This is a genomic window from Mesorhizobium sp. M0051 (assembly GCF_040323235.1).
Lineage (GTDB): Bacteria > Pseudomonadota > Alphaproteobacteria > Rhizobiales > Rhizobiaceae > Mesorhizobium.
The window spans coordinates 328,516-350,278 of sequence record NZ_JAMYUT010000002.1 but is presented as its reverse complement, the minus strand read 5'-3'; the positions used below and the strand labels follow the sequence as shown (position 1 = coordinate 350,278).

18 protein-coding genes are annotated in these 21,763 nt (G+C 62.1%); 7 read left to right on the top strand and 11 right to left on the bottom strand.

The window, feature by feature from the left end; translation table 11 throughout:
* Position 1 precedes the first annotated feature (1 nt).
* Entirely contained in the window at positions 2-1,189 is a 1,188-nt protein-coding gene (locus NKJ90_RS03560) for an ABC transporter permease (protein WP_023757473.1), read from the bottom strand.
* A gap of 76 nt (positions 1,190-1,265) precedes the next feature.
* Here NKJ90_RS03560 and dgcA point away from each other — a divergent pair, with 76 nt between their 5' ends.
* The gene (dgcA, locus tag NKJ90_RS03555) at positions 1,266-2,249 is read left to right on the top strand and encodes an N-acetyl-D-Glu racemase DgcA (protein ID WP_023757474.1); all 984 of its coding nucleotides are present in this window, start codon (positions 1,266-1,268) and stop codon (positions 2,247-2,249) included.
* On the opposite strand, the gene NKJ90_RS03550 is transcribed toward dgcA, so the two are convergent.
* Both NKJ90_RS03550 and NKJ90_RS03545 read right to left on the bottom strand, forming a co-directional pair.
* On the bottom strand, positions 2,220-3,434 hold the full coding sequence (locus NKJ90_RS03550; RefSeq protein ID WP_352485670.1) for an MFS transporter: 1,215 nt from the start codon (positions 3,432-3,434) through the stop codon (positions 2,220-2,222). The genes dgcA and NKJ90_RS03550 overlap by 30 nt on opposite strands.
* A gap of 125 nt (positions 3,435-3,559) precedes the next feature.
* Positions 3,560-4,375: a UDP-2,3-diacylglucosamine diphosphatase gene (locus tag NKJ90_RS03545; protein ID WP_023757476.1), complete on the bottom strand. Its 816-nt coding sequence runs from the start codon at positions 4,373-4,375 to the stop codon at positions 3,560-3,562.
* Positions 4,376-4,495: 120 nt separating this feature from the next.
* Here NKJ90_RS03545 and NKJ90_RS03540 point away from each other — a divergent pair, with 120 nt between their 5' ends.
* The 3 genes from NKJ90_RS03540 to NKJ90_RS03530 all read left to right on the top strand — a co-directional run bounded on the left by NKJ90_RS03540 (position 4,496) and on the right by NKJ90_RS03530 (position 9,078).
* Positions 4,496-5,275: an SDR family oxidoreductase gene (locus NKJ90_RS03540; protein ID WP_023757477.1), complete on the top strand. Its 780-nt coding sequence runs from the start codon at positions 4,496-4,498 to the stop codon at positions 5,273-5,275.
* Between the two features lie 176 nt (positions 5,276-5,451).
* On the top strand, positions 5,452-7,776 hold the full coding sequence (locus NKJ90_RS03535; protein WP_023757478.1) for an NADP-dependent malic enzyme: 2,325 nt from the start codon (positions 5,452-5,454) through the stop codon (positions 7,774-7,776).
* A 90-nt stretch (positions 7,777-7,866) separates the two neighbouring features.
* On the top strand, positions 7,867-9,078 hold the full coding sequence (locus tag NKJ90_RS03530) for a DUF2865 domain-containing protein (protein WP_352485667.1): 1,212 nt from the start codon (positions 7,867-7,869) through the stop codon (positions 9,076-9,078).
* Here the strand turns inward: NKJ90_RS03530 and gltX are convergent.
* The 5 genes from gltX to NKJ90_RS03505 form a co-directional block, all read right to left on the bottom strand.
* Positions 8,996-10,369, bottom strand: a complete 1,374-nt coding sequence (gene gltX, locus NKJ90_RS03525; RefSeq protein ID WP_023757480.1) for a glutamate--tRNA ligase — start codon at positions 10,367-10,369, stop codon at positions 8,996-8,998. The two genes, NKJ90_RS03530 and gltX, sit on opposite strands and share 83 nt — an antisense overlap.
* Before the next feature lie 198 nt (positions 10,370-10,567).
* The gene (locus NKJ90_RS03520) at positions 10,568-11,749 is read right to left on the bottom strand and encodes a hypothetical protein (RefSeq protein WP_023757482.1); all 1,182 of its coding nucleotides are present in this window, start codon (positions 11,747-11,749) and stop codon (positions 10,568-10,570) included.
* Between the two features lie 233 nt (positions 11,750-11,982).
* Positions 11,983-13,788, bottom strand: coding sequence for an ABC transporter ATP-binding protein (locus NKJ90_RS03515; RefSeq protein WP_023757483.1), 1,806 nt, complete (start codon positions 13,786-13,788; stop codon positions 11,983-11,985).
* A 398-nt stretch (positions 13,789-14,186) separates the two neighbouring features.
* Complete coding sequence (locus NKJ90_RS03510; protein WP_023757484.1) at positions 14,187-15,863, bottom strand: NAD+ synthase; 1,677 nt, start codon at positions 15,861-15,863, stop codon at positions 14,187-14,189.
* A gap of 86 nt (positions 15,864-15,949) precedes the next feature.
* Positions 15,950-16,666, bottom strand: coding sequence for a DNA-3-methyladenine glycosylase I (locus tag NKJ90_RS03505; protein ID WP_023757485.1), 717 nt, complete (start codon positions 16,664-16,666; stop codon positions 15,950-15,952).
* 92 nt (positions 16,667-16,758) lie between these two features.
* On the opposite strand from NKJ90_RS03505, the gene NKJ90_RS03500 reads away from it, so the two are divergent.
* Together NKJ90_RS03500 and NKJ90_RS03495 are read left to right on the top strand one after the other, a co-directional pair.
* Entirely contained in the window at positions 16,759-17,322 is a 564-nt protein-coding gene (locus tag NKJ90_RS03500; protein ID WP_023757486.1) for a DUF1003 domain-containing protein, read from the top strand.
* Positions 17,319-17,906, top strand: a complete 588-nt coding sequence (locus tag NKJ90_RS03495; RefSeq protein ID WP_023757487.1) for a DedA family protein — start codon at positions 17,319-17,321, stop codon at positions 17,904-17,906. Before NKJ90_RS03500 ends, NKJ90_RS03495 begins: the two co-directional genes overlap by 4 nt.
* A gap of 60 nt (positions 17,907-17,966) precedes the next feature.
* Here the strand turns inward: NKJ90_RS03495 and NKJ90_RS03490 are convergent, their stop codons facing one another.
* Positions 17,967-18,326 carry a diacylglycerol kinase gene (locus NKJ90_RS03490; protein WP_352485664.1) on the bottom strand — a complete coding sequence of 120 codons (360 nt, stop codon included), beginning with the start codon at positions 18,324-18,326 and terminating at the stop codon, positions 17,967-17,969.
* An 81-nt stretch (positions 18,327-18,407) separates the two neighbouring features.
* On the bottom strand, positions 18,408-18,824 hold the full coding sequence (locus NKJ90_RS03485; protein WP_023757488.1) for a GFA family protein: 417 nt from the start codon (positions 18,822-18,824) through the stop codon (positions 18,408-18,410).
* Between the two features lie 343 nt (positions 18,825-19,167).
* Between NKJ90_RS03485 and NKJ90_RS03480 the strand changes: the two genes are divergently transcribed.
* Positions 19,168-20,238, top strand: coding sequence for a GGDEF domain-containing protein (locus NKJ90_RS03480; RefSeq protein WP_023757489.1), 1,071 nt, complete (start codon positions 19,168-19,170; stop codon positions 20,236-20,238).
* A gap of 112 nt (positions 20,239-20,350) precedes the next feature.
* On the opposite strand, the gene NKJ90_RS03475 is transcribed toward NKJ90_RS03480, so the two are convergent.
* On the bottom strand, positions 20,351-21,724 hold the full coding sequence (locus NKJ90_RS03475; RefSeq protein ID WP_023757490.1) for a class II 3-deoxy-7-phosphoheptulonate synthase: 1,374 nt from the start codon (positions 21,722-21,724) through the stop codon (positions 20,351-20,353).
* Positions 21,725-21,763 lie beyond the last annotated feature (39 nt).

The following is a 21,763-nucleotide window of genomic DNA, read 5'->3' as shown; positions in this document are numbered from 1 at the left end:
CTCAGAACTCGATCGCTGCGTAGAAGATGGCGAAAAGTCCATCGAGGATGATGACGACGAAGATCGACTTCACCACCGAAGCGGTCACGTGCTGGCCAAGTGATTCCGCGCTGCCGCCGACTTTCATGCCCTCGACCGAGGCAATGGTGCCGATGATCATCGCCATGAACGGCGCCTTGATCAGGCCGGCAAAGATGGTGCTCAGATCGATAGCGACGCGCAACCGGTCGAGGAAGGCGGCGGGCGGGATGTCGGAATAGAGCCAAGCGGCGACGATGCCGCCACCAAGTGCCGCGAAATTGGCGATGATGGTCAGGCACGGCAAGGCGATCACCAGCGCCACCAGCCGTGGAAACACCAGCACGCCGATCGGGTTGAGCCCGATGACCTTCAGCGCATCCACCTCTTCGCGCATCTTCATCGAGCCGATCTCGGCGGTGATCGCGCTGCCCGAGCGGCCGGCGATCATGATCGCCGTCATCAGCACGCCGAGCTCGCGCAGGATCAGCACGCCGACGAGATCGACGACGAAAATATCGGCGCCGAAATAGCTGAGCTGATAGGCGCCTTGCTGGGCAACGATGGCGCCGACGATCGCCGACATCAGCACCACAACAGGAATGGCGCCGACACCCATGCGGTCGATCTGGTTGAAGATCGCCGCCGGGTTGACGGCATGACCACGGCCGAGCTTCATCTGCGCGCCGCGGATGGTGGCGCCGAGGATGTTCATCGAGGAAAGGAAGTCGTCGCGCATCTCGTAGACGCGCCGGCCGACCGCCTCCAGCGCGCGAATGACGATGTTGGGCGGTCGCGCCGGGCCGGATTCACGGTCGCGCCGTACAGCTTCGCCCACCGCGTCGAGCAGGATCGACGCGATCTCGCTCTGGCCTTGCAACTGTATCTTGACGCCCTTCTTCTCGAAGGCGCTGACCAGCCGGTCGATCAGCCAGGCGCCGGCGGTATCCATCTTCTCGATCTTGGAAAGATCGAGTGCCAAAGTCTTGAAACCGCTGCGTTTCTCTATTCTGCGCAGGTCGGCGTCGATCAACGCCACGGTCCGTGTGGTCCAGGTTCCGGAGAAGGCGCAGCCGAGAACGCCGTCCTCCTCGCCGATCGCCACGCGCGGTTCGTGGTCAATCTTCCCTGCGGTCGTGCCGCTTGCGTCGCGCTTGCCGATGTTGAACATGGCATCCTGTTTAGCTTGACGGGTCTGACCTGTCGATTTGCCGACAACCCTTGTCGCATAGCAGGAGCAGAAAAATATGGCGCGTGTCATTTCGGTCGAGGCCGAGCGTTTTCCAATCGCAGGAACCTTTACGATTTCGCGCGGTTCCAAGACCGAAGCCGAAGTGATCTCCTGCACGATCAGCGAGGGCAGCCACGCCGGCCGCGGCGAATGCGTTCCCTACAAGCGCTATGGCGAGACCATGGACGGCGTGCGCGAGGCGATCGAGGCCATGCGCGACCGGATCGCCGGCGGCATCAGCCGAACCGCCTTGCTCACGGCCATGCCGGCCGGAGCTGCCCGCAACGCCATCGACTGCGCCCTGTGGGATCTGGAGGCAAAGGTCAGCGGAACATCCGTAGCCGATGCCATAGGTGCTGCTCCCTTACGGACGCTCGAAACCGCCTACACGCTGTCGCTCGGCGAACCGGAGGCGATGGCGGCACAGGCCCGCGCCAATGCGGCGCGGCCCCTGCTCAAGGTCAAGATCGGTGGCGACAACGATGTCGCGCGCATCCGTGCCGTGAGGCAAGCAGCGCCCGACAGCCGCATCATCCTCGACGCCAACGAGGGCTGGACAGACGACAATATCGTTGCCAACCTCGCTTTTGCCGCCGAGCAAGGCATTGCGCTGATCGAACAGCCGCTGCCGGCCGGCCATGACGAGATTCTGCGCCATATTGCGCATCCGGTGCCGGTCTGCGCCGATGAAAGCGTGCACGAGGTGAAGAACCTCGGAGCTCTTATCGGCCTCTACGACGCCGTCAACATCAAGCTCGACAAGTCGGGCGGCCTGACAGCCGCCCTTGTGTTGCGCGATCGCGCCCGCGAACTCGGTTTCAGCGTGATGGTCGGCTGCATGGTCGGTACGTCGCTGGCGATGGCGCCGGCGGTGCTGCTCGCTCAGGATGCCGATTTCGTCGACCTCGACGGTCCGCTGCTGCTCGCTCGCGACCGTGTGCCCGGCCTTGTCTATCAGGGATCGCTGGTGTCACCGCCTGAGAAGGCGCTGTGGGGCTGAGCGCGCCGCAAGCCCGATCAGCACCAGGCCGATCAAGGCGATCGGGACCATGGCAAAAAAGCCGTCGACGCCGAACCGCTCGTAAAGCGGGCCGGATGCCAGCGTCATTACCGCCATGAAGAAGCCATTGGAGAAATAGGCGATGCCTTGCGCGGCACCGGTTCGTTCCTCGGAGACCGTTTCGCCGATCATCTTCTGCAGGCCGATCAGCACCAGCGCCACCGAGACCGAGTGCAGCGTCTGGACGCCGAAAAATCCGGCAATGCCGAGGCCGAGCGGCCAGACCAGCGGAAAGGCGATCCAGCGCACGATCGCGCCGATCCCCGCCATCGCCATGATCGACACGACGGAGAAGCGGTCGAAAAAGCGGGTGAACATCATGAACATGCAGACTTCCGAAACCACGCCCCACGCCCACAAAAGGCCAACAACCGAATCGCTGATACCGATCGATTTCCAGTAGATCGAGACGAAGCCATAGAGGAATGCGTGGCTGGCGGTGATGACGCCGACACCGATCGAAAAATACAGGAAATATGGGTTGAGAAGCTTCGGCGCGGCGTGCTGGATATCGGTGGCCGACAGCGGCGAGGCGCGCCGCGGACGGCCAAGACGCGGCGCCAGCAGGCCGGCGGCAAGAGCGGCGACAAACGCCACGAGAATGATCACCGGAACGGCCCGAGAGCCTGTCGCCGACAGAATGAAGCCCCCCGCGACATTGGCGAACAGATAGGAGATCGAGCCCCATTTGCGCATGCTCGTATAGTTCGAGGCGAAGCGGCGCACGCCTGAAAGCGCCAGCGAATCGGCGATCGGCGAATGCGGCGTCCACACGATTGTCAGCGCCAACGACACCGCCAGCACCGTGGCATAGGTCGGCACCAGGAAATAACCGGCCGACAAGAGCAGCGACGCAGCCACCAGCGCGACATAGACATCGGCGCGGTCCTTGGCACGGTCGGCGAGCGCGGTCAGCAATGGCGTCGTCACCATGCGCAGGAACATGGGCGCCGCCAGAATGACGGCGATCTGCTCGGCATGAAAACCCTTGGCCTGCAGCCACAGCGGAAAATATGGCAGATGTGTTCCGAGCGGCACGAACAGCGTCGCGAAGATCATGCTCATGCGCAGTTCGAAATGGCGCGGCTTGACGAGTTGTTCGGGCGAAAGCGGCGGCAGGGACATGAATCGATCCAATCACGCTGCACTCGACCTGACGGCAACGTGTATCGATCCCTTAACATGGGCAAAAACCCGGCGGAACCGGTTGGACCAATCGATTGATCCCGGACCCGGGACGACCGCCGGCGCTATGCCGCCTGCCCTACCCGTTCTTCGATGAGCAGCGGGATAAAGGGCTCGTCCGGCGCCTCGGGCAGCACCTGTGCCCAGGTCAGGATTTGCATCCGGCCGTCAAAATGTTCGACCACTGCCGTGCAGCTTTCCACCCAGTCGCCGGTGTTGATGTACTGGACATCGCCGAAATTCTCGATGACGGCATGATGGATGTGGCCGCAAATCACGCCGTCGACATGCGAGCGGCGCGCCTCGTCCGCAAGCATCGTCTGGAACGAGCCGATGAAGTTGACCGCCTTCTTGACGTTGACCTTGGCCCAGGAGGAGAACGACCAGTATGGCAGTCCGAGCAGCTGGCGCAGCCGCGTCACCACGCGGTTGACCAGCATGGCCGCGTCATAGGCGTGGTCGCCGAGATAGGCCAGCCAGCGCGCATTGTGGACGACGGTGTCGAACTGGTCGCCGTGGATGACAAGCAGGCGCTTGCCGTCGGCGGTCTCGTGGATGGCGCGGTCGGCGACGACGATGCCGCCGAAATGCACACCCTGGAACTGGCGGGCGAATTCGTCATGGTTGCCAGCGATGTAGGTGATGTTGGCGCCCTTGCGCGCCTTGCGCAGCAATTTCTGCACGACATCATTGTGGCTTTGCGGCCAGTGCCAGTTCCGCCGCAGCCGCCAGCCGTCGACGATGTCCCCGACCAGATAGATGATATCGGCATCGTGATGGCGCAGGAAGTCGATCAGGAATTCGGCCTTCGCCGCCTTCGAGCCCAAATGGACATCGGAGATAAACATGCTGCGGAAAGTGCGGGGCTCTTGGCCGGACATCGCGATTTCACCGTTGCTTTCGCGAGAGCCTATGCCCCGATTCATGCAACAACCGTATGACGGTTGCGATTGGTCCAGCCGAAGGACTAGCTTGCCGCCGGCTCACAAGGAGAAATCATCATGGATCTCGGCATCAGCGGGAAAAAGGCTATCGTCTGCGCTTCGAGCAAGGGACTTGGACGCGGTTGCGCGATGGCGCTGGCGGAAGCCGGATGCAACATCGTCGTCAACGGGCGCAATGCAGATCTGGTGGCGAAAACCGCCGCGGAGTTGCGCCAGCGTTACGGCGTCACGGTGACGGAAGTCGTTGGCGACGTCTCCAAGCCCGAGGTGCAGAAGGCGCTGCTCGCGGCCTGTCCGGAACCGGATATCCTCGTCAACAACAATGGTGGACCGCCGCTTCGCGATTTTCGCACGCTCGACCGCGAAAAGATCCTTGAAGGCGTCACCCAGAACATGGTGACGCCGATCGAGCTGGTCCAGGCCGTCCTCGACGGCATGGCCGCGCGCGGCTTCGGCCGTATCGTCAACATCACTTCGCTATCGGTCTACGTGCCCATTCCCGGCCTCGACCTGTCGTCCGGCGCGCGCGCCGGCCTGACCTCGTTCCTGGCCGGCGTGGCGCGGACGGTGGTGGATCGCAACGTGACCATCAACAGTCTTTTGCCGGGCAAGCTCGACACCGACCGGCTGCGCGGACCGCACGAGGCCGGTACAGTTGAAGATCCCGCCGCCGCCGCTGCGCGCAAGACCCGCATCAGTGCCGATGTTCCGGCCAAGCGGCTCGGCACGCCGGAGGAATTCGGCCAGATCTGCGCCTTCCTGTGCTCGGTCCATGCCGGCTATCTGACGGGGCAGAACATACCGGTCGATGGCGGTCTCTACGTCAGCGCCTTCTGATCGAAGCGCCTGCCAACCAGCAGTACTCATTTGCTATCAAATCGGCATAAATCATTGATAGTTAACTGTTTTAGGCGCACCGTCGGGTAAAGCTGTCGGCGCGTCATTTAGCGTCGCGAAAAACCTCGGCTGCATGCTAAAAGGGGTCTTCACGCAGATTCCGAGGGAGCAGCCGTATGGAAGGCGAGAGCAAAAAGACGGCACGTTCGGACCTCGACGAAGCCGCCCTCTACTTCCACAAGCACCCAAGGCCGGGAAAGCTCGAGATCCAGGCGACCAAGCCGCTCGGTAACCAGCGTGACCTCGCGCTCGCCTATTCGCCAGGCGTCGCCGCCCCTTGCCTGGAAATCCGCGACGATCCGGCGAGCGCCGCCGACTACACCGCGCGTGCCAATCTGGTCGGCGTCGTCTCCAACGGGTCGGCCGTGCTCGGCCTCGGCAATATTGGCCCGCTGGCCTCCAAGCCGGTCATGGAAGGCAAGGCCGTCCTGTTCAAGAAGTTCGCCGGCATCGACGTCTTCGACATCGAGATCGACGCGCCGGGGATAGAGCGCATGGTCGAGACGATCTCGGCGCTGGAGCCGACCTTCGGCGGCATCAACCTCGAAGACATCAAGGCGCCGGAGTGCTTCGAGGTCGAGGAGCAGTTGAAGGCCCGCATGGGCATTCCGGTCTTCCACGACGACCAGCACGGCACCGCCATCATCGTCGCCGCCGCCGTGCTCAACGGACTGGAATTCGCCGGCAAGACCATAACGGACATCAAGATCGTCAGCTCTGGCGCCGGCGCTGCCGCCCTTGCCTGCCTCAACCTGTTGGTTTCGCTTGGTGCGCGGGTGGAAAACATCTGGGTCACCGACCGTTTCGGCGTCGCCTATAAGGGCCGCACCGACGAGATGGACCGCTGGAAAGATCCTTATGTGAAGGACACGGACGCACGCACGCTGGCCGATGTCATATCAGGCGCCGACGTCTTTCTCGGCCTGTCGGCGGCAGGCGTGCTGAAGCCGGAACTGCTCCAGCATATGGCGCCGAAGCCGCTGATCCTGGCGCTGGCCAACCCGAATCCCGAGATCATGCCGGAGGTGGCGCGCGCCGCGCGCCCCGATGCGATGATCTGCACCGGCCGTTCCGATTTTCCCAATCAAGTCAACAATGTACTGTGCTTTCCTTACATCTTTCGCGGCGCACTCGACTGCGGCGCCAGCGCCATCAACGAGGAGATGAAGATGGCAGCGGTGCGGGCGATCGCAGCACTCGCCCGTGAAGAACCTTCCGATGTCGCCGCCCGTGCCTATTCCGGCGAGACGCCAATCTTCGGCCCCGAGTTCCTGATCCCCTCGCCCTTCGATCCGCGCCTGATCCTGCGCATCGCCCCGGCGGTCGCCAAGGCTGCCTGTGATACCGGTGTCGCGACCAGGCCGATCACCGACTTCGCCGCTTACATCGACAAGCTCAACCGCTTCGTCTTCCGCTCCGGCCTGGTGATGAAGCCGGTGTTCTCGTCGGCCAAGGCATCGACCGCCAAGCGCGTCATCTACGCCGACGGCGAGGACGAGCGCGTGCTGCGCGCTGCCCAAGTGGTGCTCGAGGAAGGTATCGCCGAACCGATTTTGATCGGCCGCCCGCATGTGATCGAGGTGCGCCTGAAGCGGTATGGGCTGCGCATCAAGCCCGGCGTCGATTTCGGTCTGATCAATCCAGAGGACGATCCGCGCTATCGCAACTATGTCGACCTGCTGATCGAACTCGCCGGCCGCCGCGGCGTGACGACGGAGGCCGCGCGCACCATGGTGCGCACCGACAACACGGTGATCGCAGCACTTGCGCTGAAGCGCGGCGATGCCGACGCCATGGTCTGCGGCCTCGAAGGACGCTTCGAGCGACATCTGCGCAACGTCACACTGATCATAGGCGCGCGCACCGGCGTCCGGGATCGCGACCTCTCCACGCTCTCGATGCTGATCTCGCAGCGCGGCATCATCTTTCTCACTGACACGCACGTCTCCGTCGACCCGACGGCGGAGGAGATCGCCGAGATGACGGTGCTGGCAGCAGAAGAAATCCAGCGTTTCGGCATCGAGCCGAAGGCAGCACTCCTGTCGCATTCCGATTTCGGCTCGCGCGATTCGCCGAGCGCGATCAAGATGCGGCAAGCGGCGGCGATCCTGGCGCGCATCGCGCCCGAGCTGGAGTGCGACGGCGAGATGCATGCCGATACTGCGTTGTCGGAGCATCTGCGCCAGCGCGTCTATCCCCACTCCAGGCTGAAGGGCGAAGCCAATCTGCTGGTGTTCCCCAACCTCGATTCGGCCAACATCACGCTGACCGCGCTCAGGACCATGATGGATGCACTGCATGTCGGGCCGATCTTGCTCGGCACCGACATGCCCGCGCACATATTGACGCCTTCGGTCACGTCACGCGGCGTGGTCAACATGACGGCACTGGCCGTGGTCGAAGCCGCCCACAAGGCGCAGGCAGTCGTCAACCTGGGCTGAACGCGGATTTCGCGGTAAACTGCAGTTAACCGCGAACACGGTAGCCTTGCGGGCCAGCGGGCGGGATTTGGGCAGGCGGAGTTTGGGTGGATGCCAAGCGGAGGGTGGAAGCAGGCGCATGCTGCCGTGCTGCTTGGCCTTCTATTGTCCGCAACATGGGAGGTAGCCGAGCCACAGGCCGCCTCGCGAATCTGCCGCCAGTTGGAAAACGACCTTGCCGCAGCCTCTCGCGGTGGCGGTGGCGGTCCGGCGCTGATCCGGAAATACGAGTCCGCAATTGCCCGGCAACGCGAGCAGATTTCGAAGGCTCGCAGCCAAGCGAGCCGGGCTGGGTGCGTCTTTTCGCTGTTTGGCCGCAACGTCGATCAATGTGCCGGGCTCAACGCCACCATCCACCGTATGAATGCCAATCTCGATGCGCTGCAGAGCAAGCGCGAGCGGCTGGCCGACGGCGGCTCGCGCCGTGACCGTGGACGCATCCTGGCATCGCTTGATGCCAATGGCTGCCGCGACGACACAGTTGCGCCAAGGCGCGCGCCGCTGCAGGAAGCCAACCGCGAAGGCGGCAGCACAAATCTGTTCGATCAGCTTTTCGGCGGCAACAGCCAGCAGCTCGATACATCGGATACTCTTGATCAGCTTGACGATCCCGGCGAGGAGCGCAGCGTCCGCCGGGTGCTCAACCGGCCCGGCATACCGGACTTTCCGAGCGTCGGCGGCGAATTCCACACCTCCTGCGTGCGCACCTGCGACGGCTACTTCTTCCCGATGTCGAACTCGGCCTCGGCAGGCGATTTCGAACGTGACCAGAAGAATTGCGAATCGAGCTGCCCCGGCACCGAGATGCAGGTTTTCTATTCGCGCGGCATGGACGACGATTCGGCCTCGATGACATCGTCAGTCACCGGCCGGCCCTACAGCGAATTGCCGACCGCCTATCTCTACAAGCAGCCAGACATGTCGCGGCCGCCGGCTTGCGGCTGCAACGCGGCGCAGAATTTCCAGATCATCGCCGGCAACCCGCCAAATCCGGAACGATCCCAGCCCGAAACGGATGCTGCACCGATCATCCCAGTCCCGATTTCCAAGCCGGACCCCGGTTCCGATCCGGAAACCTTGGCCAATCTGCAAGGTGGGCTCGACCGCGAGGCGATCAAGAGGCTTTCCGCCAAACCAGTGACGTCGCCGGTATCAGCCTTGCCGCCGGACCAGCGCAAAATCAGGGTCGTCGGGCCAACGTTCCTTCCCGACCCATCAGCGGCAATAGATCTGCAAGCTCAGGCCCCGAAGGCAGCCCGGTAAGGGCAAGCCTGAGCGGCATGAACAAGGCCTTGCCCTTGCGCTCGGTCGCTTCCCTTATCTTGCCCGTCCAATCCTTCCAGATCGTCGCGGTCCAGGGTTCCTCCGGCAGCAGATCGAACGCCTGTTGAAGGAAATTGCGGTCGTCATCGGAAAATTCCGGCTTCTCCTGCGGTCCTTCGCGCAGGATACGCCACCAGTTGGCCGCATCGGCCAGCCTGTCGAGATTGCCACGCACTGCCAGCCAGAACGGTTCGGCCTCTTCGCCCGAGACGCCGAGCACGATCAGCCGGTCTTGCGCCTCGGCGAATGGCATGTGGTGCAGCAGCGTCCGGTTGAGCACGAACAGCTCGTCCGGATCGAATTTGGCCGCGGATTTCGATGTCGCCGAGGGATCGAAATGTTCGGCGAGTTCACTCATCGTCGGCATCGCCGCGACATTCTCCGAGGTGCCGACCAGCACGGCCAGCGAAGCGACCGCCATCGGCTCGATGCCGTCCTCGCGCAGGCTTTCGATGGAGAGCGCGCCGGTGCGCTTCGACAGCCCCTCGCCCGATGCGGTGGTCAGCAGATTGTGGTGGCCGAATACTGGCGGCTCGGCCGCCAGCGCCTTAAACAGCGCAATCTGCACGCCGGTGTTGGTGACGTGGTCGTCGCCACGGATGATATGACTGATGCCCATCTCGATGTCGTCGACCACGGAGGGAAGCGTATAGAGATAAGTACCGTCCTCGCGAACCAGCACTGGATCGGAAAGCGAGGCAAGGTCGACCGTTTCCTCGCCGCGCACCAGATCGTTCCACTGGATTTCGGTGCGTTCCGGCTGTTGCGGATCGACCGAGAAATTTGGGAGGAGAAAACGCCAGTGCGGCCGGCGGCCATCGGCCTGGTATTCGGCGATCTGCTCGTGCGTCAGGGCCAGCGCCTCGCGGCCATAGACCGGCGGCAGGCCGCGCGTTCGGCGCACCTTGCGGCGGAGATCGAGCTCCTCCGGCGTTTCGTAGCAAGCATAAAGAACACCTGATGCCTTCAGCCTCTCAACCGCCGCGTCATAGATTTCGAAACGCCGCGACTGGTACTCGGTGGCGTCCGGGAAAATGCCCAGCCAATGCAGATCATAGAGGATGGCGTCGGAAAATTCCTGCTTCGAGCGGGCCATGTCAGTGTCGTCGAAGCGCTGGATGAAGCGGCCCTTGTTGTTCATGGCAAACAGCCAGTTGAACAAGGCCGTGCGCGCATTGCCGATATGGATGCGGCCGGTTGGCGACGGGGCGAAACGAACGGTAACTGTCATAAACGGGGCGTACCGGATGCTTTTGCGATTGACAAGACGCGCCCCCACGCTGCCCGGCAGACATAGAACATGGCGGCTGGAATGAAAAGACCGGGCGGTGTGCGCCTGGTCGGCGCTTAGGCGGCGGCCAGTCCGGCGGCGCCCGCCACGTCCGAGCGCAGCCAGCCGGTGGCGCCGCCGAACGGTCGTTGAAGGCGATCAGCGGCCGAAGTCATCGGAACTGAGGCGGGTCCAGCGGTCGCCCATCACCCCACCGATAAAGACATCGCCGGAGCGGACCGCTTCCGTAACCTCGCCGATTCGCGAGCGGACCATCGTCCCCCCGGCATAGCGGAAGAAGAGATTCTTGTAGCCGAAGAGTTGAGGCATGAATCTGCTCTGAGTCTGCCCGGTGATGCCCACGCAGCCCATTTCCCACGCGGCCGCGATGAGACCATCCAGCGTCGCGCGCCAGTGCGATCCGGACGCCTGGATTTGCAACAGGCTCGCGATGTCCCCGGCTTGACCGTAGAAGGCATAACAACCGAGCATTTTGCCCGTTTCGTCGTAGCTTCCACCAAAATGAAGTGGGCCGTCGGCCCGCTTCTCGGCCGCCAGTGCGAGCAGCCGTGGCAACTCGCCATTCTTCCAACTCGGACGAAGGGAGTAATCGGACAGGAGGGTCGGCAGCCGCTCGGCAAATTGCGCGGCATCGATCGGCTCACAGTGGACGCGTTGCGACGGCGAAGCCTGGACGGGGGGCTCGAACCTTCTTTTCGCAAGACTATCCAATGCTCTTGCGCAGGGATCGAGCGCCAAGCGAGGCAGGCCGGGCCATTTACGGTGCAGCGTGGCGGCGGCCATCGCGGCCGGCCGGAAAACATAGGTCCATCCGAGACAATGCACCGGCAGAAGCTGATATTTCATCGGGCGCGCGAAGGCCAAAGATGTCCGGTTGGCCGAATCGGTCAGCTGCAGATCGAATTCGCCTTGGTGCAAGGCACGCAGCAATTGCGGTCCGGCCGTACCGTCATCGGTGCCGGGGTCGGCCATGAGTGGACCGATGATCGCCGCGTTCAATGCCGCTCCCTTGAGCTCGTAGCGGGCCTTCAGGACGCCGAGGAAACCACCCAGACGACCCTGCCGGTTGATCTGGACGAGAGCGCTGCTCACGCCGGTCTGGCTGGCAGGGTCAAGATAAATCTCTCTCATATAATCGGCCGTCTCCGCGATCGCGCGTTCGAGGAGACGACGGCGCCTCCGGCGAAACTTGGTCAGGAAGAGTGCGGCGACGCCCTCGATATCTGAGGCAGCGAGCGGCCGAACCGAGCCGTGCCGAGATTCCAGCACCGACGGCGCAGCAAGCTGTTCGGGACCGCCATTTGCGGAAACAAGATGCATCGTAAGGACTGCTCCGGTTGCTTGCGTATGCTTATATTAGGCAATGACGGACACAACGCATCTTCGATGGGTAACGTAAACAGACGTCTCAAACCCAGGAGCTGGAAAGGCACTCCACAGTCGGATTTGCTTGGCCAGTATACTCTGGGCGACAGATGTGCGCTGCCCGCTTCCGCGGGCTGATAGTGCCTAATCGAACTGGCCGTCGGCCGAAGCCGGCGGCCACCTCAGTGTCAGATCACCAGACCCTTGGTCAGTTCCAGGGCCTGGCGTTCGAACAGACGGCGATAGATGCCGCCTTTCAGCCGGATCAGCTCGTCATGCGAGCCTTCCTCGACGATCTTGCCGCGATCGAAGACCAGCAGCCTGTCAAGCGCCCGCACCGTCGAAAGCCGGTGCGCGATGACCAACGTGGTGCGACCGACCATCAGCCGCTCCATCGCCTGCTGGATCAGCACTTCCGATTCGGAATCGAGGCTCGATGTCGCCTCGTCCAGGATCAGGATGCGCGCATCGGCAAGAAAGGCTCGCGCGATCGCCACGCGCTGACGCTCGCCGCCCGACAGTTTCACACCGCGTTCGCCGACCAGAGTGCCGTAGCCCTTCGGCAGGTTGGTGATGAAGTCATGCGCGCTCGCCAGCTTTGCGGCATGTTCGATCTCATCCTGCGTCGCGGTCGGCCGGCTATAGGCGATGTTTTCGGCCAGCGACCGGTGAAACAGGATCGGCTCTTGCTGGACGATGGCGATCTGCCCGCGCAGCGACGCTTGCGCCACCTGCGAGATGTCCTTGCCGTCGACCAGGATTTTTCCCGCATTCACGTCATAGAGGCGCTGGATCAGCTTGACGAAAGTCGTCTTGCCCGAACCCGAATGGCCGACCAGGCCGACACGTTCACCCGGCGCGATGTCGACCGAAAAATCACGATAGAGCGCCGATCGGTGACTGCCGTAGTGAAAGGTGACGTTATCGAAGCCGATCCGTCCTTCAGTGATCCGGATCGGCTTAGCGCCGCGCCGGTCCTCGATACCGAGCGGTTCGGACTGGAAATCGACCAGCTCCTCCATATCGTTGATCGAGCGCTGCAGATTGCGGATATGCGTGCCGATATCCCTGAGATAGCCCTGCAGCACGAAGAACGAGGTCAGAACGAAGGCGACGTCACCGGCGCTCGCCTGACCCCACGACCACAGCATCAGCGCCAGGCCGATCACCGCGGCGCGCATGGCCACCAGAAGCGCCCCTTGTGTGGTGCCGTTGATGGTGCCGCGCACCCAGGTGCGCCGCGTGCGCGCACGCCATTTGGCGACGACCCTGGCGAGGCGTCGCTCCTCGCGCTCCTCGGCGCCAAAGCCCTTGACCACGGCGTTGCAACTCACCGCGTCGGCCAGCGAGCCGCCGAGGCGCGTGTCCCAGGTGTTGGCGAGCCTTGCCGCCGGGGCGACATAGCCAAGCGACAGCATCGTCGTGACCATGATGAACAGCACCGAACCGGCGGCAACGACCGCGCCCATCAGCGGCCAGAACCAGCCGAGCAGCAGCGTCGAGCCGACCAGCATGACGACGGACGGCAGCAGCGCGATGAGGATCGTGTCGTTGAGCAGGTCGAGCGCCCACATGCCGCGTGTCACCTTGCGCACGGTCGAGCCGGCAAAGCTGTTGGCATGCCAGTCGGTGGAAAAGCGCTGGACGCGATGGAAGGCGTCGGCAGCGATATCCGCCATCATTTTCAGCGTCAATTCGACGATGCCCATGAAGGCAAGGTTGCGCAAAACAACGCCGGTCAATGCAAGGGCCATCAGCATCGAAAACGCCGTCATCGCGGCATTCCAGGCAATCGCGTCGGCACCGGCGCTGCTGGCGACGGCGTCGACCAGCCGGCCGGAATAGAGCGGCGTCAGGACATCGGCCAGCGTCGACAGCAGGAAGCCGCCCATGATGAGCGAAAGCCGCCACGGCTGGCGCCGCCAATGGGTGAGCGTGAAGCCAAGAACGCTGCGAAACGCGCCCGCGCGCAAATCGATTCGAAAACGAGCCATGATGTCATTCGGGCGCAAACGAGCCCGATCCCAGTAAGGTCGAAAATTGAAGAAGCCGCGCAAGGGGCCAATGAGTGCCCGGAAAGCGGAGTGGCATATTTGGCGTCTCGCCCGTAATCGGGCGGCGACCGGCATCGGCATAAGCCTGTGCTCAATCCGGCATCGGCTCGAAGGGCAAACCTTCGCGGAGCGCCGGGTGAGACCTAAGCTTCGCGGCCTCGCATTACCATTTGAAATACTGCCATTCAGACCTCCCGCAAATGAATCGCGGAGAGGCCCCTTATAGAGACGCCCCGATGCATCGCCAAGATCAGCGCACGCCAAAAGTGTATCTGGCCCAACCACTGCGATTATTTTGCAACAATGGCTGATGTAAGCCAGCCGCGGGCTTTCAGCGTCTAGCCTCCATCCCTGAAACGATTGGTAATGGGGTAGCGGCGGTCGCGGCCGAAATTCTTCTTTGTGATCTTCACCCCCGGAGCCGCCTGCCGGCGCTTGTATTCGGCGATGTAGAGCAAATGCTCGATGCGCGTCACCGTCGCCCGGTCATGGCCGCGCGCAACGATGTCGTCGACGCCCATTTCGTTCTCGACCAAGCATTCGAGGATGTCGTCCAGCACCGGATAGGGCGGCAGCGAGTCCTGGTCGGTCTGGTTCTCGCGCAATTCCGCCGACGGCGCCTTGTCGATGATGTTCTTCGGGATCACCTCGCCAGAAGGCCCGAGCGCGCCCGGCGGCACATGGCTATTGCGCCAGCGCGACAGCGCATAGACCTGCATCTTGTAGAGGTCCTTGATCGGATTGAAGCCGCCATTCATGTCGCCATAGAGTGTGGCATAGCCGACCGACATCTCGCTTTTGTTGCCGGTGGTGACGACCATCGAGCCGAACTTGTTGGAGATCGCCATCAGGATGGTGCCGCGCGCGCGGCTCTGTAAATTCTCCTCGGTGATGCCTTCCTTGGTTCCTTCGAACATCTGCGTCAAAGCGTGCAGGAAGCCTTCGACCGGCTCGAAGATCGGCACGATGTCATAGCGGCAGCCGAGCGCACGGGCGCAGTCCTCGGCGTCCTTCAGCGAGTCCTTCGAGGTATAGCGGTAAGGCATCATCACCGCGCGAAGGCGCTCCTCGCCGAGTGCATCGACGGCAAGGGCCGCGCAGATCGCCGAATCGATGCCGCCCGAGAGACCAAGCACGACATTCTTGAAACCGTTCTTGTTGACGTAGTCGCGCAGGCCGAGCATGCAGGCGCGATAATCGGCCTCTTCCCTATCCGGGATTTTCGACATCGGCCCTTCCGAGCAGACCCATCCTTCGCCTTGCCGTTTCCAGGTGGTGACGTCGATTGCTTCCTCGAACTGGCTCATCTGGAAGGCCAGTGTCTTGTTAGAACCTATGGCAAACGAGGCGCCGTCAAAGATCAGCTCGTCCTGGCCGCCAAGCTGGTTGGCATAGATCATCGGCAGCCCGCATTCGATGACCTGGCGGATGACGACCTGGTGGCGAACATCGATCTTGGCGCGATAATAGGGCGAGCCGTTCGGCACCAGCAGGATTTCCGCCCCGCTTTCGGCCAGCGTCTCGCAAATGTCGACATCGCCCCAGATGTCCTCGCAGATCGGAATTCCGATCCGCACGCCGCGGAAATTGACCGGCCCCTGAATTTCGGGCCCGGCCTGGAAAACGCGCTTCTCGTCGAATTCGCCGTAATTCGGCAGATCGAGCTTGTAGCGCTCGGCGATGATCTTGCCGCCATCGGCGAAGACAATCGAATTGTGCGTGCCGCTCTTGCGCTTCAATGGCGTGCCGATGATGACGCCCGGACCGCCGTCGGCGGTATCGGCGGCAAAGTCCTGTGCCGCTTTTTCGCAGGCCTTCAGGAAAGCCGGCTTCAACACCAGATCTTCCGGCGGATAGCCGGCAAGGAAAAGCTCGGTATAGAGCACGAGATCGGCGCCTTGGCGGGCAGCATCGGCTCTCGCCGCGCGGGCCTTGGCGAGATTGCCGGCGACGTCACCGACGGTCGGGTTTAGCTGGGCGATTGCAATGCGCAGGATGTCGAGGATCTTGGTCATGCCTGCTGACTTAGCGCGGCAAATTTCGTCGGGCAATGGCGTTCGTTTGGACCAATTCGGACTGATTGTGGCCGCACTGCCGGCGATCAGTCGTCACCCATATATTCGCGCAACGATTGCGGAGAATGGTTCTCCCCGATCGACATTGCCAGGATGCGCGATATGTGGCGGCGCGGCAGACGTGTCTGCGCCGCCCACTGATTGATCTGGGCCTGGATCTTGTCGAGATCTCTCTTCGAGGTCGGGCTTTCGGCGATTTCGAGCCCCGAGTCGCGCAATGCCGCCGCCATGTCGCCCGAAATGACGAAGGCATCCCAGCCTAGCCAGCGCAGGAAATACTGGCCGGTGTTGCCGCCGAGCCGGCTGCCATGTTTGCCGAGATAGGCCATCAGGCCGACTTGGTCGTCGGCCGGCCATTTGGCGAGGAATTCGCCGAAGCCACCATGCTCCTTCGACACGCGCTCGACGAAGGCAGCGTTGTCGCGAACGGATTTGATCTTCTGCGGATTGCGCACGATGCGCTGGTCGGAAGCCAGATCGTGCCAGAAATCATCGGGTTGGAACAACAGCCGCTTCGGCTCGAAGTGGAGAAACGCCTCTTCGAAGCCCGGCCATTTCTGTTCGATGACGCGCCAGACGAAACCGGCGGCAAACACGCGCTCGGCCATAACAGACAGAATGCGATCGTCCGCGATCTCAGCCATGGCGGCATTGTCGGGCAGGGGGCCCAGCAGTGACGAAAGCTCCGCTTCGCCACCCTTGCGTTTTGCGGCACGTGCGCGGATTTTTGCGAAATCGGCCATTCTGCTTGCGTCCTCGCGTCATGCTTTTGACGACCGGCATCTTCCTATATGGAAATCAGGCTGCCAAGCCGATGCTTTGTATGGAGACATCCATGAACAAGACCGTGCCGGAACTCGCCAATCGCTGGCTGAGGCGAACCCCGGAGAGCCTGAGCGAACTTGAGAGGCGGGTGCTGCAGAGTACCGTCGACCGCAAGCCCATAGCGCAGGACATCAATGTCAATCTTGCCGGCCTTCAGGGCATGGGCGACCGTATCGCCGACGCCATTGCGCGCGTCGGCGGCTCGTGGACGTTCATCCTGTCCTTCATCGCCTTCCTGATCCTCTGGATCGGTGCCAATTGGTGGCTGCTGGGGCGAGAATCGTTCGACCCCTACCCTTTCATCTTCCTCAACCTCGTCCTCTCGATGATCGCCGCCTTGCAGGCGCCGGTGATCATGATGTCGCAGAACCGCCAAGCGGCGCGCGACCGTCTCGACGCCGCGCACGATTACGAGGTCAACCTTAAAGCCGAGATCGAGATCATGGCGCTGCACGAAAAGCTGGACGAGCTGCGCCACAGCCAGATCATCGGCATGCGCGACGAGATCGCGCAGATAGCCGAACAGGTGAAGCGGATTGACGAGCGACTTGCCCCCCAGACCCAGCCCTCATGACGGAGGCCATCCATCATTTCATCGAACAATATGGACTGCTTGCCATATTTCTCGGCTGCGTTGCCGAGGGTGAAAGTGCCGCCATCCTCGGCGGCTTCGTCGCGCATCAGCAGGTCTTCGTCCTGTGGCACGCCTTTGTCGCGGCTGGCCTCGGCGCCTTCGTCGGCGATACCTTCTTCTTCATCCTTGGACGTAGCTTTGCCGACCATCGCTATGTCGTCAGATTGCGCAAGCGACCCGGCTTTCGCCGCGCCTTTCGCCTGCTCAACACCCATCCGAACATTTTCGTCCTGTCGAACCGCTATATCTACGGCATGCGCCTCGTCGGCGGCATCGCGGCCGGGCTTTCCAATATCCCCGCGCCGCTCTTCGTCATCCTCAACGCTATTTCGTCGGCGATCTGGGCGGTGCTGTTCGGCACGATAGGTTATGTCTTTGGACTGGGAGCCGAGCACTTCATCGGCCAGGCATTGATGCGCCACGAGCGGTTGCTGGTCGGGCTGGGCATCGGCCTGACCGTGGCGATCCTTGCTTGGTTCGTTGCCCGTCACATCGCTAACAGGGAGCGCGCCAGGGAGAGCTGAGCTGGATGTGCTTGAGATTCAGGTCATGCCGCCATCACCCGGATATTCCAGCACCTCCTGCTAAATCGGTAGGCCCGTGATCCGCTCGATGATGGCGATGCCCCAGACGCCGGCGACGATGAGCACCGAAATCAGCACCGCCAGCGAACCGCAGTCCTTCGCCAGTTGAATGTCGACATTGAACTCGCGGCTGAAGGCATCGCATGCCGCCTCGATGCCGGTGTTCAGCACTTCGACCAGAATCAGCAGCAGCACCGCGCCGATCAACAAGGCATAACCGCGCCATGAGATCGAAACGAACCAGCCGAGCGGCAAGGCAAGCGCAAGCAGCACCAGTTCCTGCTGGAAAGCCTTCTCGCTGGCCGCCAGCTTGCGAAACGCCCGCACCGAATTGAAATAAGCGCCGATCAGCCGCTGCATGCCAAACCCCTTTCCGAATCACCGGCACGGGATAATGCAATTGCTGGCCAGATCAACGAAATAAGGCGATTTTTCCAAGAATCATTCGGCGACCGGTATGGACGGTGTCGATTTCTCAAACTGTGGCAGGCCGTCGTCGATCGAATAATAGTCGCCCTTGTCGCCGACGAAAATATGGCATTCGCCCTCAAGGCCTGTCGGCTTGTCGAACGACCCTGCCATGACTGAGATGTAGTCCTGGTGTCGCGGCTCCCAGAACATCACCGATCCGCACGCCTTGCAAAAACCACGCCTTGCGAAGGCAGACGCCTCGTACCAGGTGATGTTTTCCTTGCCCTCAATCACGATATCGGCATTGGCAACATTGGTCGCGGCGTAGAAATGTCCGCTCTGCTTGCGGCATTGCGAGCAATGACAATAGACGACGCCACGCAGCGCTCCGTGCGTTCTGAAGCGGACCGCTCCGCACAGACACGAGCCTCGATGACCATCACTCATGGCGACTCCTTCTTGGAGAAAACTCTGCTTGGCACGAGCTTCGCCATCACGTTTCCAGCTTTGCGGCAGCCACGCGCCAGCAAATGCGACACATGCTGGCGCCGCGAACGCGAAATTCAGTTTCATTCAAGCTTCTACAGCCGCAAATAGAGAAAAACGTGTCCGGCCTTTACAAATTAAGGAAACTTTAGCGCCGGCGCATTTATGGTCACGGCAAGCGACGGTCGTGGGTGGGGACGCGTCTCGTCGCAGATTGTGGACTATCGGGCGGCATTCCCCAGGACGGCGACACGTGGAACCTGCAAATTCTACGGCGGGATCCGAGGGGAAGAGTGATCAGAACATGCAGCTGGCAGCCGTCCCCACAGAACGAAAGACCGACATCGCAGCCAGTGTCATCGCCACAATGCGCCAGCTGGGCGTGCTCGGCCTGCCGCGCAACTACGAGATCTTCTACGAGGCCCTGAGCGGCACCAATCGCGAACTCAGCCTCGCCGTCGTTTCGCTCAGCAACCGGCCGACACAGGATGAACTGGACCAGATCGGGCGCACTTTCTTTGCCCAGAACCATGGCCCCGGCATCGTCGAGCATGCCAGGGACGTTATTGCCAAGGAGCTTGAAGAGGTCGCCTCGCTGTTGCGGAGCGAGCGTAGCCACATCGAGAAATACGGCAGGATCCTCGATGAGACATCGAGTGGCCTCAGCGGCCGCAGCCTTCTGTCTCAGGATCTTTTGCAGAAGATTGCCAATGCCATGTCGGTTGCCACCAATTCGACGATCGATCACGGTCGGCAGGTGGCCTCGACGCTCCGCGACAAGACTGCCGAACTGGAGAGCGTCAAGTCGAAGCTCGAGGAATACAAGCGGCTGGCCGATACCGATCCCTTGACCCATATCTGGAATCGCCGCGCCTTCGACAAGGAAATTACGAAGATCTACAACAGCAACAAGGGTATCCTGTTCAACGCCTTGATCCTTGCCGACATCGACCGTTTCAAGGACATCAACGACCGCTACGGCCACCCGGTCGGCGACAAGATCATCCAGATCATAGCCGACATTTTCCAGACAGGCATTCGCGGCGACATGTTCGTCGCCCGCACCGGCGGCGAGGAGTTCGCGCTGATCATCGAGGGCGCAAGCGAGGATGCCACCTACGAGATAGCCGAACGCATTCGCGCCCTGATCGAGGAGACGCCGTTCACCAGCAGCCAGACCGGTACCAATTACGGCACTGTCACCGTCTCGATGGGCATCTGCATGGCATCCGAGGCCGAGGGGCCCGAGGACCTCTACACCAAGGCCGACCGGGCGCTCTATCGCTCGAAGGTCAGTGGCCGCAACCGCGTCACCAGGCACTCGACGATGGCTGGCCGGGCCGGCAAGAGCTGGCTGCTCTACAAGAAGGACTGAAACCTTCGGTTCCTGCCCCTCGCGGCTTGTGCCGGCAGCACGAACGCAGGGCTGAAAAGCGCCCGATTTCTCGGGCGCCTTTTCATGACCTCATCCGGATCGCGCCGAAAAATCAGCCGTTGACGGCCTGCTTGTGCTGCACCGGGTGGCTCTTCTTCAACAAATCCGAGACCAGGAAGGCCAGTTCGATCGCCTGGTCGGCGTTGAGGCGCGGATCGCAATGGGTGTGGTAACGGTCCTGCAAATCCTCGGCGGTGATGGCTCGCGCGCCACCGGTGCATTCGGTGACGTTCTTGCCGGTCATCTCGACATGGATACCGCCCGGATGCGTGCCTTCGGCGCGGTGCACCTCGAAGAAGGTCTGCACCTCCTTCAGGATGCGGTCGAACGGCCGCGTCTTGTAGCCAGCGGCCTCGATCGTGTTGCCGTGCATCGGGTCGGACGACCACACCACGCTGCGGCCTTCCTTCTGCACGGCACGCACCAGCTTCGGCAGATGGTCGGCGACCTTGTCGGAACCGAAGCGCGCGATCAGGGTCAGCCGGCCGGGCTCGTTCTCGGGGTTGAGCAGATCGATGAGTTCCAGCAACCCGTCCGGCGTCAGCGACGGGCCGCATTTCAGGCCGAGCGGGTTCTTGATGCCGCGGCAATATTCGACATGCGCATGGTCGGGCTGGCGTGTGCGGTCGCCGATCCAGATCATATGGCCTGAAGTGGCGTACCAGTCGCCGGAGGTCGAATCGACGCGGGTCAGCGCCTCCTCATAACCGAGCAGCAACGCCTCGTGGCTGGTGTAGAAATCGGTTTCGCGCAGTGCGTAGTTGGTTTCCGAGGTGATGCCGACGGCCTTCATGAAGTCCATCGTCTCGGTGATGCGATTGGCGAGCGATTCATACTTCTCGCCTTGCGGACTGTCGGACACGAAGCCGAGCATCCAGCTATGCACATTCTCCAGGCTGGCATAGCCGCCCTGCGCGAATGCGCGCAGAAGGTTGAGCGTCGCCGCCGACTGGCGGTAGGCCATCTCCTGGCGGGCAGGATCGGGAATGCGCGACTTGGCGTCGAATTCGATGCCGTTGATGATGTCGCCGCGGTAGCTGGGCAGCGTCACCCCGCCCTTGGTCTCGTTGTCGGACGAACGCGGCTTGGCGAACTGGCCGGCAACGCGGCCAACCTTCACCACCGGCTGTGCGCCGGCGAAGGTCAGCACAACCGACATCTGCAGGAAGACGCGGAAGAAGTCGCGGATGTTGTCCGCGCCATGCTCGGCGAAGCTCTCGGCGCAATCGCCACCCTGGAGAAGGAATGCGTCACCGGCAGCGACGGCCGCTAGCTGCTTCTTCAGCTTGCGTGCCTCACCTGCAAAAACCAACGGCGGAAAGGTCGCGAGCTGGGCTTCCGTGGTCTTCAGCGCGGCAAGGTCCGGATAGGCAGGAACCTGCTTGATCGGTTTTGCTCTCCAAGAATTCGGCGACCATTTCGTCATCGCTGCACCCAACGCTCTTTCCGAGCAATTCCAGGAAAA

Excerpts from the sequence above, each read along its gene's own strand:
- NKJ90_RS03560 (WP_023757473.1), bottom strand. The coding sequence starts at position 1,189 with ATGTTCAACATCGGCAAGCGCGACGCAAGCGGCACGACCGCAGGGAAG.
- dgcA (WP_023757474.1), top strand. The coding sequence starts at position 1,266 with ATGGCGCGTGTCATTTCGGTCGAGGCCGAGCGTTTTCCAATCGCAGGA.
- NKJ90_RS03550 (WP_352485670.1), bottom strand. The coding sequence starts at position 3,434 with ATGTCCCTGCCGCCGCTTTCGCCCGAACAACTCGTCAAGCCGCGCCAT.
- NKJ90_RS03545 (WP_023757476.1), bottom strand. The coding sequence starts at position 4,375 with ATGTCCGGCCAAGAGCCCCGCACTTTCCGCAGCATGTTTATCTCCGAT.
- NKJ90_RS03540 (WP_023757477.1), top strand. The coding sequence starts at position 4,496 with ATGGATCTCGGCATCAGCGGGAAAAAGGCTATCGTCTGCGCTTCGAGC.
- NKJ90_RS03535 (WP_023757478.1), top strand. The coding sequence starts at position 5,452 with ATGGAAGGCGAGAGCAAAAAGACGGCACGTTCGGACCTCGACGAAGCC.
- NKJ90_RS03530 (WP_352485667.1), top strand. The coding sequence starts at position 7,867 with ATGCCAAGCGGAGGGTGGAAGCAGGCGCATGCTGCCGTGCTGCTTGGC.
- gltX (WP_023757480.1), bottom strand. The coding sequence starts at position 10,369 with ATGACAGTTACCGTTCGTTTCGCCCCGTCGCCAACCGGCCGCATCCAT.
- NKJ90_RS03520 (WP_023757482.1), bottom strand. The coding sequence starts at position 11,749 with ATGCATCTTGTTTCCGCAAATGGCGGTCCCGAACAGCTTGCTGCGCCG.
- NKJ90_RS03515 (WP_023757483.1), bottom strand. The coding sequence starts at position 13,788 with ATGGCTCGTTTTCGAATCGATTTGCGCGCGGGCGCGTTTCGCAGCGTT.
- NKJ90_RS03510 (WP_023757484.1), bottom strand. The coding sequence starts at position 15,863 with ATGACCAAGATCCTCGACATCCTGCGCATTGCAATCGCCCAGCTAAAC.
- NKJ90_RS03505 (WP_023757485.1), bottom strand. The coding sequence starts at position 16,666 with ATGGCCGATTTCGCAAAAATCCGCGCACGTGCCGCAAAACGCAAGGGT.
- NKJ90_RS03500 (WP_023757486.1), top strand. The coding sequence starts at position 16,759 with ATGAACAAGACCGTGCCGGAACTCGCCAATCGCTGGCTGAGGCGAACC.
- NKJ90_RS03495 (WP_023757487.1), top strand. The coding sequence starts at position 17,319 with ATGACGGAGGCCATCCATCATTTCATCGAACAATATGGACTGCTTGCC.
- NKJ90_RS03490 (WP_352485664.1), bottom strand. The coding sequence starts at position 18,326 with ATGCAGCGGCTGATCGGCGCTTATTTCAATTCGGTGCGGGCGTTTCGC.
- NKJ90_RS03485 (WP_023757488.1), bottom strand. The coding sequence starts at position 18,824 with ATGAGTGATGGTCATCGAGGCTCGTGTCTGTGCGGAGCGGTCCGCTTC.
- NKJ90_RS03480 (WP_023757489.1), top strand. The coding sequence starts at position 19,168 with ATGCAGCTGGCAGCCGTCCCCACAGAACGAAAGACCGACATCGCAGCC.
- NKJ90_RS03475 (WP_023757490.1), bottom strand. The coding sequence starts at position 21,724 with ATGACGAAATGGTCGCCGAATTCTTGGAGAGCAAAACCGATCAAGCAG.